General features: G+C 61.6%; 16 protein-coding genes. 3 read left to right on the top strand and 13 right to left on the bottom strand.

Features of this window, described 5'->3' with window-relative positions; translation table 11 throughout:
* Positions 1–37: 37 nt before the first annotated feature.
* From FTO74_RS06160 to FTO74_RS06150, 3 genes are read right to left on the bottom strand one after another with little or no spacing between them, the layout of a single operon-like run.
* Positions 38–1,303, bottom strand: a complete 1,266-nt coding sequence (locus tag FTO74_RS06160; RefSeq protein ID WP_162537354.1) for an amidase — start codon at positions 1,301–1,303, stop codon at positions 38–40.
* Between the two features lie 44 nt (positions 1,304–1,347).
* Positions 1,348–1,845, bottom strand: coding sequence for a DUF2165 domain-containing protein (locus FTO74_RS06155; protein ID WP_162537353.1), 498 nt, complete (start codon positions 1,843–1,845; stop codon positions 1,348–1,350).
* Positions 1,842–2,717, bottom strand: a complete 876-nt coding sequence (locus FTO74_RS06150; protein WP_162537352.1) for a hypothetical protein — start codon at positions 2,715–2,717, stop codon at positions 1,842–1,844. Before FTO74_RS06150 ends, FTO74_RS06155 begins: the two co-directional genes overlap by 4 nt.
* A 92-nt stretch (positions 2,718–2,809) precedes the next feature.
* Here FTO74_RS06150 and FTO74_RS06145 point away from each other — a divergent pair, with 92 nt between their 5' ends.
* The 3 genes from FTO74_RS06145 to hpxZ are packed head-to-tail and all read left to right on the top strand — an operon-like array spanning position 2,810 to position 4,578.
* Positions 2,810–3,265 carry a RidA family protein gene (locus FTO74_RS06145; protein ID WP_162537351.1) on the top strand — a complete coding sequence of 152 codons (456 nt, stop codon included), beginning with the start codon at positions 2,810–2,812 and terminating at the stop codon, positions 3,263–3,265.
* Positions 3,262–4,194, top strand: a complete 933-nt coding sequence (locus FTO74_RS06140; protein ID WP_162537350.1) for an acetamidase/formamidase family protein — start codon at positions 3,262–3,264, stop codon at positions 4,192–4,194. Before FTO74_RS06145 ends, FTO74_RS06140 begins: the two co-directional genes overlap by 4 nt.
* 3 nt (positions 4,195–4,197) lie before the next feature.
* Positions 4,198–4,578: an oxalurate catabolism protein HpxZ gene (gene hpxZ / locus FTO74_RS06135; protein WP_162537349.1), complete on the top strand. Its 381-nt coding sequence runs from the start codon at positions 4,198–4,200 to the stop codon at positions 4,576–4,578.
* A 3-nt stretch (positions 4,579–4,581) separates the two neighbouring features.
* Here the strand turns inward: hpxZ and FTO74_RS06130 are convergent, their stop codons facing one another.
* The 10 genes from FTO74_RS06130 to FTO74_RS06085 form a co-directional block, all read right to left on the bottom strand.
* A complete protein-coding gene (locus FTO74_RS06130) occupies positions 4,582–5,403 on the bottom strand; it encodes a DUF3891 family protein (protein ID WP_162537348.1) in 822 nt (273 codons plus the stop codon).
* An 8-nt stretch (positions 5,404–5,411) separates the two neighbouring features.
* Positions 5,412–6,203, bottom strand: coding sequence for an ABC transporter permease (locus FTO74_RS06125; RefSeq protein WP_162537347.1), 792 nt, complete (start codon positions 6,201–6,203; stop codon positions 5,412–5,414).
* Positions 6,200–6,970 (bottom strand): ABC transporter ATP-binding protein, encoded by a 771-nt coding sequence (locus tag FTO74_RS06120; RefSeq protein WP_162537346.1) that lies wholly within the window; start codon positions 6,968–6,970, stop codon positions 6,200–6,202. Before FTO74_RS06120 ends, FTO74_RS06125 begins: the two co-directional genes overlap by 4 nt.
* Entirely contained in the window at positions 6,967–8,634 is a 1,668-nt protein-coding gene (locus tag FTO74_RS06115; protein WP_162537345.1) for a CocE/NonD family hydrolase, read from the bottom strand. Before FTO74_RS06115 ends, FTO74_RS06120 begins: the two co-directional genes overlap by 4 nt.
* Positions 8,631–9,425 (bottom strand): creatininase family protein, encoded by a 795-nt coding sequence (locus FTO74_RS06110; RefSeq protein WP_162537344.1) that lies wholly within the window; start codon positions 9,423–9,425, stop codon positions 8,631–8,633. Before FTO74_RS06110 ends, FTO74_RS06115 begins: the two co-directional genes overlap by 4 nt.
* A gap of 15 nt (positions 9,426–9,440) precedes the next feature.
* Positions 9,441–10,790 carry an FAD-binding oxidoreductase gene (locus FTO74_RS06105; RefSeq protein ID WP_162537343.1) on the bottom strand — a complete coding sequence of 450 codons (1,350 nt, stop codon included), beginning with the start codon at positions 10,788–10,790 and terminating at the stop codon, positions 9,441–9,443.
* Positions 10,787–11,311 carry a nucleoside deaminase gene (locus FTO74_RS06100; protein ID WP_162537342.1) on the bottom strand — a complete coding sequence of 175 codons (525 nt, stop codon included), beginning with the start codon at positions 11,309–11,311 and terminating at the stop codon, positions 10,787–10,789. Before FTO74_RS06100 ends, FTO74_RS06105 begins: the two co-directional genes overlap by 4 nt.
* Before the next feature lie 72 nt (positions 11,312–11,383).
* Positions 11,384–11,875 (bottom strand): cupin domain-containing protein, encoded by a 492-nt coding sequence (locus FTO74_RS06095; RefSeq protein WP_162537341.1) that lies wholly within the window; start codon positions 11,873–11,875, stop codon positions 11,384–11,386.
* Between the two features lie 195 nt (positions 11,876–12,070).
* The gene (locus FTO74_RS06090; RefSeq protein ID WP_162537340.1) at positions 12,071–13,102 is read right to left on the bottom strand and encodes a thioredoxin domain-containing protein; all 1,032 of its coding nucleotides are present in this window, start codon (positions 13,100–13,102) and stop codon (positions 12,071–12,073) included.
* 123 nt (positions 13,103–13,225) lie between these two features.
* Positions 13,226–14,893: an NAD+ synthase gene (locus tag FTO74_RS06085; RefSeq protein ID WP_162537339.1), complete on the bottom strand. Its 1,668-nt coding sequence runs from the start codon at positions 14,891–14,893 to the stop codon at positions 13,226–13,228.
* Positions 14,894–14,903: the final 10 nt, after the last annotated feature.

The raw sequence follows: 14,903 nt of genomic DNA, 5'->3' as shown, positions 1-14,903 counted from the left end.
AGTGGAATAGCAGCAGGGTAGCATCCGGCGTGGCCGGTCAGGGCTTCTGTGCAAGCGACGCCACGTAAGCCAGCAGCGCGCCATCTCGCCCCGGAGCCGCAGCCACCTGAACACCCGTTCCAAAGAGCGTTCCGGGCAGTGACACCACAGGCACACCGGCCAGGCTGAAGGGCGTCGTGTAGCGTAGGATGCGTGCGCGTGCATCGCTCTGATCCTCAGCTGCGACCAGTCGACTGACCGGAGCCACCGGAAGCACCAGCAGATCGAAGCGAGCCCAAAGCTCATCCATCGCGGCTCGAAACTCCACAAGCTGCTGCCGCAACGGATCAAGGTCAGCCTCTGTAAGCGACGCGCCCCAGTGCAGCCGCTGCGTGATGGCTGGCTCGAACTCATCGTAGTGGCCGCGATGATACGTAGACGCCTCATGCGCCTGAATCCCTGCGAATATCTCGCGGGATCGCTCCCAACCTGCGGGGAGAATCTCGGTAAGCTCAGCGCCGGATTTCAGCAGCAGCTCACGCCACGTCTCGTAGGCCGAGAGCACATCAGCATCGCAGTCATCGAGAAAGGAGTGGCCGACGTAGCCGATATGAGGCGCAATAGGCGGTTGCTGTGGCGTGATGCCAAAGAGCGCGTGAGCAATAGGCGCGGCATCGCGGGCATCGCGCAGCAGAAAGCCCACCGTATCGAAGGAGGCCGCGAGATGAGCCGCGCCATCCCAAGCCTCGGGCCACCCTCCTGCCACCGAAGCCAACCCGTGCGAGGCACGGTAGCCCACCAACCCACACAGCGCCGCAGGCACGCGCACCGAGCCGCCGGTATCCGTCCCAATGGCAGCGAGCGCCGAACCCTCCTGCACGCTCGCCGCAGCGCCACTCGACGAGCCGCCCGTCAGCAGGCTTGCATCACGCGGCTGCAAGCAATCGCCGTAGTCGGGGTTCTGTCCAGTGATGCCATAGGCCAGCGGATGCAGATGTGTCTTGCCCGGAATCAGCGCTCCCGAATCTTTCAGCCGCTTCGCCATACCTGAGTCATCCGTAGCGGGAAGATTATGCTGCGCGTAAAACTTCGATCCACACGTCGTCGTGGTCCCGGCAAGATCGAAGCAATCCTTCAACGAGATCGGCACACCGTATAAAGCCGGACGCGAACCCGCATCGGGGAAACTCGCTTCGAGCCTCCGAGCCTGCTCGAACAACTCATCATCATTCCGGTAAAGATAGGTATTGTGCGAAGCACTACCGTCGGCCTTGCGCGCAAACTCAGCAGCAACCTCCACGGCAGTAGAAGCGCCGGAGGACAACGAGCGACACAATTCCGTAAATGGCGAGTCAGCAATCATCACGTTCAGGGATTCGCTTCATGTTCAGGAGTAGTTACATATAACAAGATAATCGCTAGTACGGTAAACATACGGAACGCCGCATCCTGACCATTCCAGACCCTCGACTGCCACATCAGGAACCACTCGCCGCCTACGCTCAGAAACGCCAGAAACCAGAGCAGGCAGCCCAGCGTCAAGCCGACAACCGCAACAGCCTTAGCCCGCTGAAACACAGACGAAGGAGCTTTGAGCAAGCTGAGCAGACGAATCGCTCCCCACCAGCAGAGAACGCCGGTCACGATCTCCCACGCGATCACCGATAAGTAAAAAGCCGTATGAATCCAGGGCTGGCGCAGCGCACGCCACATCCCGTGGTTGCCGGGAAAGGTCGAGTCCATCATCAACACATGCCGCATGAACTGGTAGTTCGAGTCGTAGTCCGCCGTATTGTTCAGCGCGACCAGCGAGAAGTAGACCGCAACGCCCAGCAACAGCGCGCACTTGGAGAGGCGAACGATCATCGGCGTACCTCCGTCATAGCTGCAAAGTAACCCGTCAGCGCCTCAAGAGTCACCTCGTCGTACTGCGGATTGCCGGGCATATGAGCCTGCGGCGCGACCGCCGCCGGGCTGCTGACATACTGCGCGAAAAACGCAGGCTGTTCTCGGGCGAGCCTGCTCAGTACACTCCAGTTCACACCCGACTTTGTGCCTCCGACCTCTCCACTAAAGTGGCAACGCAAGCAGTTCTGTTTGGCGATCACGAATCCCTGCCCCACGGGCGAATCCGGCGCATGGCTTTCGTGCGGCTTGAGCACCGCGAACTCCTTCACCGCGCTGCCGAAGTTCAGCCGCATCACATTGGTCGGCTGCTGCTCCTCATCCGCGTGCGAGAGCACATGAAACGCCGGGACAAAGTTGTCATACTCAATGAAGTACGGCCCCGGATCGTACTGGTGCGTGTGCTCCGCCCATTCGGCCATCCGCTGGCCATCGACCTTCAGCACCAGCAACGGATGATGTCGCGCGCGATACTCCGCCGGAAAGTACGAACGATACCGGTCTGTGCAGAGAGCATCGATCAGGTCGGCCGAGGCTGGCACACCCAACGCAGCCGCAAGCCGATCGAGATCGACGCCAGTAACTTGCATGGTGAGGCCGCCAAAGTCCGGACCGGCGTTGATCTCTGCCGTCACCTGGGGCAGCGCAGTCAGTTCAGCATACCCCACATAACGGGAAGACTGAGGCGGCAGACCGGTAATCTCCAGATCGTCTGCCGATTGGCGCGCGAGGTGCACCGGAAGCGTCACCTGCGGGCTCCGCGCCGCGCCCGCAAACATGCACGCAGCCACCCCACCGGCCATCACGACCCCAACCAGAGCTTGCAGGACCATAAGGGCATCTTAGCCGGATATCTCCTCCATCGCCGCGCAAATCCAATCATCTTTTTCTCACTTCGGGCATCCGCGTGTTACAGTACCGCCAAATGACCGTAGAGAACGCAATCGCAGCAACAGGCATCACCTTGCCGGAACCACCCAGCGCCGGCGGCAACTACATCTCCGCAAAAACCGTCGGCAATCTCGTTTATCTTTCGGGCGTCATCTCACGCGACGAGCACGGCGTCATCACCGGAACAGCCGGTCTCGACCGCACCATCGAAGAGGGCTACGCGGCCGCTCGAGCCTGCGCACTGACCCTGCTCGCCGTGCTCCGCCGTCACCTGGGCACGCTCGATGCGATTCACGAGATCGTCAGCGTCAATGGCTACGTCAACGCCGTCGCAGGCTTCTCCGACCCGCCCAAGATCATCAACGGAGCGTCCGACCTGCTGGTCGAGATCTTCGGCGACAAGGGCCGTCACGTTCGCGCCGCCATCGGCGTCAGTGCCCTGCCCCGCAACGCGCTCGTCGAGTTGCAGATGGTGGTGGCCATAGCATGAGAGAACACATCCTCAGCGCAGAGCCGACACACTCGGTCTGGAACCGCGATCTGGAGCCTCGACTCGTCGTCTCCTCCGGCGACGTCGTCCACATGGCCTGCACCGACGCCACCGGCGGCCAGCTTACCCTGCACTCCACCGCAACCGAGTTCATGGCCATCGACCGCACACGCATCCACGCGCTCACCGGCCCCATCGCGGTCGCCGGAGCCGAGCCCGGCGACGTCCTGCAAGTCGATGTACTGGAGGTCGCGCACAAGGGCTGGGCCTGGACCAGCGTCACGCCCGCCATGGGCTACCTCAGCGAGCGCTTCACCGAGCCTTATCTCTTCCACTGGCAGCTCGAGCCCGATGTCACTCGTTCGCTCGCACCGGCCATCGTTCCCCTGCGTCCCTTCTGCGGCGTCATGGGCGTGGCCCAGGCCGAGACCGGCGCATTTCGCACGCGCCCACCCGGCCCCTTCGGCGGCAACCTCGACGTACGCGAGCTAAGCGCCGGAGCCACGCTATACCTCCCCGTCTTCGTCCCCGGCGCGCTCTTCTCCGCTGGCGACGCCCACGCCGCGCAGGGCGATGGCGAGATCTGCATCAACGGCATGGAGTGCCCGTCGGACGTCACCGTGCGGCTCACGCTACACAAGCACCAGCCACTCTCCGGCCCACTGCTTGAGTCCGCTCCGCGCACCAACGAGCACGGCCCCGCGTGGATCACCATCGAGTCCGGCCCTGACGCCTTCAAGGCAGGACAGGCCGCCACCAGCCGCATGGTCGATCTACTGGCCGCACGTTGGGGACTCAGCGAGGTCCATGCCTACCTTCTCTGTAGCGTGGCCATGAACCTGCGCCTGAGCCAGGTCGTCAACACGCCGATGGTCACGGTCAGCGCGGCCATCCAGAAGAGCATTCTGCCCGAAAGGAAGCTCTTCTAACTCATGCTCATCAACGATCCGAAGACGCATGGCGAACTCACCGAGCTGTATCCGCAATACGAGACAGCCCTGGTCGAGAATGACGTCGAGACCCTCACCCGCATGTTCTGGGCATCTCCTCACGCCATGCGCTTCGGAGCGACCGAAAATCTCTACGGAATCGAAGAGATCGAGGCCTTCCGCAAAGCTCGTGCCGCCGTGGGCTTGGCCCGCAAGGTAACGCGTCTCGAGATCGTCACCTTCGACACCGACTACGGCAGCATCATGCTGGAGTTCGAGCGCGAGACCGCAGCCAAAGTGGTACGCGGACGCCAGAGCCAGGTATGGGTGCGGCTGCCCGAGGGCTGGCGCATCGTCGCCGCGCACGTCTCGTTGTTGCCATAGCGTTCACGCCGACACGACGATCTCAAGCTGCTCCACCGGCGCGGCGGCATACTTCTCCGCAAGCTCATCCGACGAAGCAAAGAGATGCCCGGCGACATGCCGCGCAGGCACATGGCAACGCAGCACAGGCTCATCGAAGGGATAAGGCTCCAGCCGAAATTGCCGCTCCCCAACCGGGAGCACGACGACCTCCTCACAAGCACCATCCGTCGTAGGCAAAGGATGCAGCAGCGTGCTCGGTTGCAGATAAGCCACACAGCTGAGCAACGAGAGGTTATCGGTAGCCTGCAAAAGCCTGAAGTTATTCAGGATCGCCTCATCCGTCGCATCGCTCTCTGCATACTGCACGTCTGCGCGGATCGCACGCCGCAGCCTCTCCTGCCGAGCCAGTTGTCGTTCGAGAAACTCATCGAGCAGCGGCAACTGTGCAGGCGCAATCGTCGAACGATCTGCCCGCGCCGTCAGCAGATTATAGGTGTGCATCGAAACAAGCAGGGCCGCATAGGCATCCTGCGATTCGACCAGCTCCACCGCACTCTCGCGCACCGCAAGATAGTCGGCCAAATCAATCTCCTCGAACGCCGAGTACTTCCCTACCAGTTCATGCGAGAACGCAGAAGGCTTGCCCTGCCGCGTGATCCCCGGCTTAGCATCCCGCGCCGCCCAGCCATCGTCATGCACATGGATTCCATGCAGGACACTTATGCGCGGATGCGGCCGAGCGAACCGTTCATTTCCCCAGTGCGACGCAAACAGCCCCGCCAACCGAGCATGATCGGGATGCGTTATCAACCACCAACCTGTCTCCGACTCTATGCGAAGCATCGTGCCTCCTACTCCATCTCAGCCGTGCGCGCCGACTCATGCCAGTTATGCAGAAAGTACCACTCCAGAAACATGACCGCGAAGAAGAACGCGAAGCCCAGCACCGTAGCCGCCGCGACCAACGCAAACAGGTAGTCCGTCTCGAGCTGCGAGTTAGCATACTGGATCGCATATCCAATTCCGCCCACACCCACGCGTGCCGAGCCCGCGAACAGCTCGCCCGTGATCGCCCCAATCACCGCGATTCCACTGGAGATTCGTATCCCGGTAAACAACGAGGGCAGCGCATGAGGCAGGCGCAGCTTCAGCAAAATCTGTGCTCGCGAAGCGTTATTCATCAGGAAGAGGTCAATCAGGTTACGATCAACGCCAATCAACCCTTGCGTTGTATTCGCGATGATCGGAGCCAGGCAGATGATGAACGCCACCAACCCAACCGAGAAGATTCCCGGTCCAATCCACATCAGGATGAGCGGCGCAATCGCCACGATGGGCACGGTCTGCAACAGAATCGTGTAGGGATAGAACATCCGCCGCACCCAGCGCGACTGCGCAAATACAAGCGCAACCAGAACACCGACAACGATGCTCGCGATCAGGCCACCAGCAGCCGCGGTCGCAGTCATGCCCAGGGAGATCATTAAAGAAGGAAACCGATGCAGAGCCGCCGTCCCTACCTGCACCGGCGACGGTAGCAGATAAGACGGAATATGCAGCAGACGAATCAGCGCCCCCCAGAGCAGCAACAGGAGCATGAAGAGGATCACCGTTGAAAGTAACGTAGTCAGATGGCGTTTCATGTCCGCCCAACCTCTCGCAGGCTACGCGAAACCCGCGCCACCAGCCGGTCAAACTCCTCTGACCTCCGCGTCTCCGCCGTCCTCTCTCCCGGCAGGTCGATGGCAATATCATGCGCCAGCCGCCCGGGATGTGGAGCCAACACCAAAATTCGTGACGATAGAAAAACAGCTTCTGCAACCGAATGAGTTACAAATAAAACCGTCCACTCCCGCTCCTTATAGAGCCGGGCCAACTCCTCGTTCATGTGATCCCGCGTCATCTCATCGAGCGCCGCGAAGGGCTCATCCATCAACAACACCCGAGGATTGCTCGCCAGCGCACGCGCGATGGAAACCCGCATCTTCATCCCGCCGGAAAGTTGCCTTGGATAAGAATCCGCAACATGCTCCAACCCTACCAGAGCCAGCAGCGAGTCCACGGTGGACTCCTGCCGCTCTCGCGTCACCCCCTCCAACTCCAAACCCAGTCCGACGTTCTTACGCACCGTCCGCCAGGGCAACAGCGTAGGATCCTGAAAGATGAACGAGGTGATCTCGCGCGCATTCACCGGCGTCATGCCGTCCACGGCAATCGTCCCCGAGGTCACGGGACTCAACCCCGCAACAAGTTTGAGCAGCGTCGACTTCCCGCACCCCGAAGGCCCGATGATGCTCACGAACTCTCCCGGCGCAATGCTCACCGAGAGGTCTCCAAGAATCGGCGAACCTTGCCCATAGACCTTGGTTACGCTCTCCAAGTTCACCGCAGGCACACGCCGCTCGTTCATGCGATCACCGGAAGATAGATCGTGGAGACTCGATCCACATCGTGAAAGATCGTCTGCGTCGATCGGCTCCAGTTCCACGAGTCCGCCAGCCTTGCGGCAACATCGGTGCCGGGGTTGCGATCATACAGAGGATATGCGCTGCTCGCTATCTCGATGCGGATACGATCTCCCACAGCAAATACACAAGATGTAGGCTCGAGCGAGAACGTCCACCTCCGCGCCACATCCGCCTCGTGATGACTACGCGCGATACCGATGCAGACGAACGTTGCCTCCCCATTGGGCTTCACACACACTAGCTTCACCGCTAGATCCGCAGAGCAGGCCGAAGTAGCACAGTACAATTCCACCGAGGGAGCACCGAAGACATGCACCGCTCTCTCGAGCGGCGGAGTTGTGTACAGCAGTAAATTATTTCCCAGTTCAAGCAAAGCTTGATTCGAAGGCCCTGCGACATTCGCCAAACCACCCGGCCCCATCACCGGAACCTCGGGGTCGTACACAAATACATCAGGCGGCTCCGCCTCATCAGGCACAACGAGTGACAACACACCATCGCCTTTGCTGGAGTTCGCCCGTCCGCCGCTGTGCAGGTAGAACGTAAGCCCCACATCGGCGTGCCAATCGCTTGCATCATGCCACCGGCCTTCATTCAACGCGAAGTGCCGCACCCGGGGCTCACCCGCAAACTCGTTTGTCCCCTTGAGCCAGTGATTGAACCAGCGTAGCAATATCGCATCCGTATCCAGCGCAGCATCAGCACCAAGCGATTGCGTCCCTATCCGGTCACCCCAAGGAATATGCACCCACGGCCCTGCAATCAGATACTGATCATCACGTCCTGCCGACATCGCCGCAAACCCATCCATACTTCCCTTGAGATACATGTCATACCAACCCGACAGGTGCAGTGCCGGCACATTGATCTTCTCTACCCTCTCACTCACATCCATCGAGGACCAAAATGCCCCCGGCCGATCATGCTCCATCCAATCCCGCACGTAGCTCGGCAAGCCCTCTCCGTGCAGAGCAGCATGGCTTCCATACGGCGTCGCCAGATACTGCGCGGGCAGATTCGACCACGCACGCTCGAGCGTGTCGCTCGCCTTACGCAGTTGCAGACGCCGTGCGTCGGCCTTGAGCATCTGCAATCCCCAGCCCAGTGTCGCAGCCAAACGCATCGCACCGTTGTGATAGAACCAGCCTTCATAAAGATCATGCGCAGTCATCGCCGGGGCGATGCACACCAATCCCTGCGGCTGTTCCGCCGCTGCAAGCAACTGTGTCATCCCCTGGTACGAGAACCCATACATCCCCACCTTGCCGTTCGACTCCGGCCTTGCGATGAGCGCCGCAATCGTCTCCGCGCCATCGCGAGCCTCATGCCGAAACGGATAGAAGCTCCCCTCCGAGTCGCCGCGCCCGCGCACATCCTGAATCACAACGTTGTAGCCATGCCGCGCAAACCAAACCGGATGCGCGTACACCACTGTCGAGGCGATATCGCGCCCATAGGGCTGCCGCATCAGCAGCGTCGGATGAGGCCCAGCCTCGGCTGGATAGTAATGATCCGCATAGAGCACCACGCCGTCGGACATGCGGCAAGCCACACCGCGCTCAAGCCGCACGCCGCCACCGCAGTCGATCTGTGCCTTCACCGTCATGCGGGCACGCGTTCCTCAAACGCAAGCATCGCCTCAAGTGCCGCCGCGATCTTCGTCGCAGCCTCTTCGATCCAGCGATCACCGTTCTCCTTGCTAGCTGGTCGAGGATCGCCCATGACTCCACTGGGCGCGATATCCCGCGTCAACCACGAGAACGTCGCCGGACCATTCTCCGGCAGCAGTAAGTCTGGGTTTGCAAGCTCCGCGATGTAGTTCGAGGTGTACTCCTCAGACCTCACCAACTCGGGGATGCCACTCAACAGATAAGCCGTCTCGATCTCGCCAGCATGAAACCCATACGCCTTCTCCTGCGCGCTAAGCCCCTCAAACTTCGCGCCAGCAGAGCCGAACATGCAGAACGTCCGCAGGCCAAACTCCGCACGCAGATCGCGCGCCATCACATCCACCAGCGAGCTGTTGCCCCCATGTGTGTTGTACAGCACCAGTCTGCGAAAGCCCGACGCAGCCACACTCGCGCCAATATCCCGCAATACCGCCATGAAGGTCGAGGCCGACACCGATAAAGTTCCCGGAAACCCAAGATGCTCGTTACTCTTGCCATAGCAGACCGGCGGCAGCGCATAGACCGGAGCCTCCGGCCCCAGCCGCTCCAGAGCTTTGCCCAGCAGCAGGTTGTTGATAAGCGTATCGGTGGCCAGCGGCAGGTGATGCCCATGCTGCTCAATCGCCGCCGTGGGAAGCACCAGCAGCGCCTTGTCCTTCTCGATAGCCTCGACCTGCTTCCAGGTCAGGTAAGCAAAGTTGCGTGCATCAGGAATCCAGGTACGCATCGTGCACCTCAAAATCTACTGCGGTTGAAACGTCACCATCTTGCCCGGGTTCAGCAACCCACGCGGGTCATAACGCTGCTTGGTCAGAAGCTGAATGTTGTCCTCACGATATCGGCCGCCGCCCTCCACGCTGTTGCTGTGCGGGTTGGCCACGCTCACACCGATCGATCGGCAGAAGTCGATCATCTCGTTCAGCCGCTCCTCGGTCGTAAACCGCACCAGCGGTATCGCCGCCGGGATTACCTCTCCCGTGCCGGTCTTCAGAAACTCGAGATGCAGCAGAAGCTCATCGCCGAACTTTTCTTTTAGCACTGCAAACTGCCGCCGTGCCTGGCTCGCGCTGAACCCGCACTGAAGATAGGTAAACGCGCTGTCCTGCTTCATCGCCCATAGAGTCGTGTGGTTCCACGTGTAGTCCGAGAGCAGCGGCACCGTGCGCAACCCGCTATACGGCGCAGCCAGCGTAACTTCGCCGCCAGCAGCTTCAGCCGCAGCTCGAAGCTGCTCCAACTGTGCCTCAGCAATCATCAGAAAAACGAGCGCCTGACCGCTTCGAGTTACATTTGCAATCGAGGTAAAGCAGGAAGGAATCGGCCACTCGAACACCGTCACCAACCGCTTCATCCAAGCCTCATCGCAAGCGATCTTCTCCCCGAAGTCGAACGCCGCATCGAAGCTCGCGAACGCCACCGCACACTGTGCCCACGCCACCGCCGGAGTCAGCGCCAGCCACACCTTCGTCATAATGCCGTTGGTCCCCCACGCATGGAGCACCTCGTGCACCGCCTCGCCCTTATGCAACACCACGCGCGGCTCCGCCTCCATCGTGACGACCTCAACCGCTCGCACCGTCGCAAAGCTGCGCAGCCCGCCGTGCGCCACCGAGCCGATGCCGCCCGAGCCTCCGCCAAGAAACCCGCCCACGCTGGCCTTCACGATGGTGCTGGGATAACACCGCAGCTCCCAACCTACGGCCCGCGCCGCATTCTCGAGCACGCCCAGCCGAACACCTGGCTCCACCACCGCAACCCCATCGCCGGTGATCTCCTCGATAGCATCCATACGCAAGAGGTCGAGCACCACACCACCATGCAGCGGAATCGCCTGCCCATAGTTGCCCGTGCCCGCGCCGCGAGCCGTCACCGGCACTCCACGCGCATAACAACAAGCCAGCACCTTCACCACCTCAGCGGTCGATACCGGCTGCACCACGACCTCGGCCACCTTGTCGTCCAGCAGCTTCTTCAACACCGGCGAGTACCAATAGAAATCTCGCGAGAGCCGCTGCACGATCTGCGCGTTCGTAATCACGCGATCCGCATCGCTCACGCACGCCGTCACCGCTTGCAGATCGTCCGAAGTCATGCGTTCTTGGGGTTCCAGCTGGCGAAGACGCGCAGCATGTTGGGATGCGTGAACAGCTCGTAGCAGGCTTCGCGCAACACCGGCCCATCAACAGCGCAAGCCATATCGCTCCTCCGCACGATCTCCCGGGCAGGCACACGGATCTGGCGACAGTGACGGTTGGCATCCTCAATCGTCGCCCCAAAGACCACGCGATCCAGCCCGGCCCACAGCGCGTTGGCCATGCACATAGGGCAAGGCTCGCAGGTCGTGTACATCGTATAGCCCTTCAACGACGGGCTCTTCAGCTTCTTCGCGGCCTTGCGCACCGTCCGCAACTCGGCGTGGCTGCTGGGGTCGTTCTCGCCGCGCACCGCATTTACCGCACGCATCAAGGACTTGCCCGATGCGCTCTCGACGATCAACGCTCCGAACGGAACCGGTGACGCGGTCTCCAGCGTGCGTGCGGTGAAGCGCACAAGCGACGCCATCATCTGCTCGTCCACCGCCCTCTGTCGAGCGCGTTCCCTGTTGGAAGACATGAGGCAATCTAACATGCTTCCAGTCACCGGAGAAGCAGTTTTCATACTCGCGTTAGAACGATTTAAACACAGCTACTCACGAGTAAGCGCGCGGATCATCTCCGACCACTCGGGCCAGCCTGCGCTCAACTCGCTCCACCGGCCACCCTCGTAGTCCTCATACGCAAATCCCGGACTCACCGTACACCCCAGCAGAGCCCAACGCCCGCCCGCAACCAGTCGCGCCCCCTGCCACACCCCGCGAGGCACTAACACCTGCGGCCTGGCCTCACCGGAAAGATCGCTCCCAATTAACACCCTCTGCCCAGGCTCACCGTGAGCAAGCTGCAACATCTCCACCGCGTCCCCGGCATAGAAGTGAAAGACCTCATCCGACTTCAGCCGGTGCATCTCGCTAAAGGTCTCCGGCTCCAGCAGATAGTAGATCGCCGTGCTCGTCGGACGCGGACTATCGTAACGCTCGTCGCGGAAGCACTCCGCAGCCGCATATGTCTGCACAAACCAGCCGCCCTCGCGTGGATGCGGCGTCAACCTAAGTTTTGCCTTTACCTCATCTGCGGTCATAGTGTCCTCATATCTGTCCTGCCGGACGGGCCCGCTGCGCGCGGGGCGGTCACTTCGTGACTTTCACACTTGTCTCGATGACTCAAAGAGTAAAGGTCCTCCCGTTGGTCGGAAACAAGCAACGCTCGCTTCCGACCAGCGGGAGGACCTCAGAAGACAATCCACCTATACCGCCCCGAGAACGGTACGAAGTACCTAGTGGGTCGTGAAGCCGGTCAGGGCTGGGGCTATGCCGTCCACGCCGTCCTGCTGGGCCTGGAAGATGATGATCGTCTTCAGCGTCTCGTACGGAACCCCCATCAGCGGCAGCAACCGCCCGTTCACCGCGATCATCGGAGTCTGGTCCACGCCCGCCTCCTCCGCCAGCTTGATCGACGCATTCACCTTCGCCTTGGTCGCATCCGTAGCCGCACACGTCGCGATCGCCGCCGCATCCTGCCCGGCCTTGGTCACCGCCGCATTCAGCGTGGCCGCGCCGGTCTCGGCCGTCAACGCGCCCTGCGTGTCATACACGGCCTGCGCATAGGTAAAGTAGGCGTCATTCGACTTCGCCGCCACGCAGTATCCATACGCCGCCGCCTGGAACGCAAAGGGGTGCAGCTCGACCAGCGGGAAGCTCTGGAAGACCACCCGCGCCTTGGGGAAGTCCTGCACCAACTGATCCATCGTCTTCTGTGCTTCCTTGCAGTGCGGGCATTGCAGGTCGGCAAACTCGACCAGCAGCATCTCCTTGCCCGCCGCGCCCTTGGCCGGGCCATCCGCCCGCTCGGTCAGCTTCGTCCGAAGATCGGCATAGGGCTTGTCGCCAAAGGCCACAACCCCAGCCTGATCGGCAACGGCGTAGTGTCCATCCGGCGTCGTGTAGAAGATCGCGCTCTGCACCTTGGCGTTGGCCGTCTTCTCCGACACGAACACCACCACCTTGCTGATACCCGGCGCAGCCGTCGTCTGGATCGCCTCGACCCGCCAGATGCGGTTCGGGTCGTAGCCCCAGATGGCGTGCAGGAATCCATCGACCGTCGCCACCGTCGGCGTCTTGGCGGTAAAGTACTTCGGGTTCACGGCCGGAAACGGATCGGCCTTCGTCTCCGAGGGCAGCGTCTGGAGCTGAAGAGGCCGCCGCGCCGAAGCGGCCGGAGCCGTCTGGGTCGGAGCTGCTTGCGATGCAGCCGCAGGAGCCGCTGCCGGAGCCTGTGCGAACGCCATTCCACTCACGCTGAAACTCATTGCCAACACGCCACAACTAAACCATTGCTTCAACGAACGCCTCTTTCCGCCGTGCCCATCCGTTCTTCCCCGATGATGGCAGGCAAATCCATTAGACCTGAAATTCTTCAAACCGCGAAGTGCTCACACCTGAACCTTTACCGCAATCGGGAACCTTCTCCCCGTTCCAAACGACTTACCGGTCACCTTCAGCACCGGGGCCGCCTGCTGCCGCTTGTACTCGCTGAACTCCACCAGCTTGAGCACCTTGCGCACCAGCTCGATCTCCACGCCCTGCGTCCGCGCAATCTCCTCGGCCGAGCAGTACCGCTCCACATAAGCCTCAAGGATCGGATCGAGCACATCGTAGGGCGGCAGCGAGTCCGTATCCTTTTGCCCCGGCCTCAGCTCCGCCGAGGGAGCCTTCTCGATCGTCGCCTGCGGAATAATCTCGCCGTTCCGGTTCGCATACCGGCTCAGCGCATACACCTGCGTCTTCATCACGTCGCCGATCACCGCCAGCGCGCCCACCATATCGCCATAGAGCGTGCAATACCCGGTGGACATCTCGCTCTTGTTGCCCGTCGTCAGCACCAGCGCGCCGAATTTGTTCGAGAGCGCCATCAACAGCGCCCCGCGAATCCTCGGCTGCAAGTTCTCCTCCGCCAGCCCGAACGGCGTGCCCGCAAAGAGCGGCGCCAGCACAGCCTCATACGCCTCAAACATAGTATGGATCGGCAGCATCTCGAACCGAATCCCCATCCTCTGGGCCAGGTCGCGCGCGTCGTCCTTCGATCCCTCCGACGAGTACACGCTCGGCATCCCGACGCCCATCACGTTCTCGCGCCCCACCGCCTCCACCGCAATCGCCGCCACCAGCGCCGAGTCGATGCCGCCGCTCAGCCCCACCAGCGTCTTCTGGAAGCCGCACTTGCGAATGTAGTCCCGCGTGCCTAGCACCAGCGCGTCCCACATGGCCGCAACGTCCGTCGTATCGGCGGCAATCGGACCAGCAACAGCCGCAGTATCAACCAGCACCAGATCCTCGGCGAACGAGGCCGCCTGCGCCGCCACCGAGCCATTGGGAGCGATAGCCAGCGATGATCCATCGAAGACCAGGCTGTCGTTCCCGCCCACCTGGTTCAGCATGATGACAAAAGCATTGTGCCGCATGGCCAGCGCGGCCAGCATCTCCCGCCGCACCGCACGCTTGTCCTTCCAGAAGGGCGAAGCCGAGATATTCAGGATGATCCTCTGCCCCTTCACATCGAATGGCCACTTGCGCATCAGCTCATCGACGGGGTCGATGGAGTAGTTCCGCCGCGGCCAGAAGCCCTTGTCATTCCACGCGTCCTCGCAGATCGTGATCGCCACCGGAGCATCGCCCACCGTGGTCATCTGCTGGGCCGTTGCCGGTTCAAAGTACCGCTGCTCATCAAAGACGTCGTAGAACGGCAGCAGCATCTTCTGCTGCACATGCTTCACCCGGCCCGCCTCCATCAGCACGGCCACGTTTTTTACATGCTTGCCCTCGGGCGAATCCGCTGGCATCACCGCGCCGCAGAGAATCGCAGGCCGTCCGGCCGCCCCCCCGGTCCAGGCCGCGATCTCCTCGATCGCCTCGCCCGCCCGCGCCACAAACGTCTGCTTCTCCAGCAGATCCGCAGGCCAGTACCCGCACACGGCCAGTTCGGGAAACATCACCAGATCAGCATCCAGCGCCGCCGCCCGCTCGGCAAACTCCAGAATCTTCCGCGTATTCCCCACGAAGTCCCCGACCGTGGGATCAATCTGAGCCAGTGCTATCTTCACCGTCTCAGTC

The organism is Granulicella sp. WH15 (assembly GCF_009914315.1).
In the GTDB taxonomy this organism is placed as follows: Bacteria; Acidobacteriota; Terriglobia; order Terriglobales; family Acidobacteriaceae; genus Edaphobacter.
Note: the sequence above shows the minus strand (reverse complement) of the source record. Positions and strands in the feature narration are given on the sequence as shown.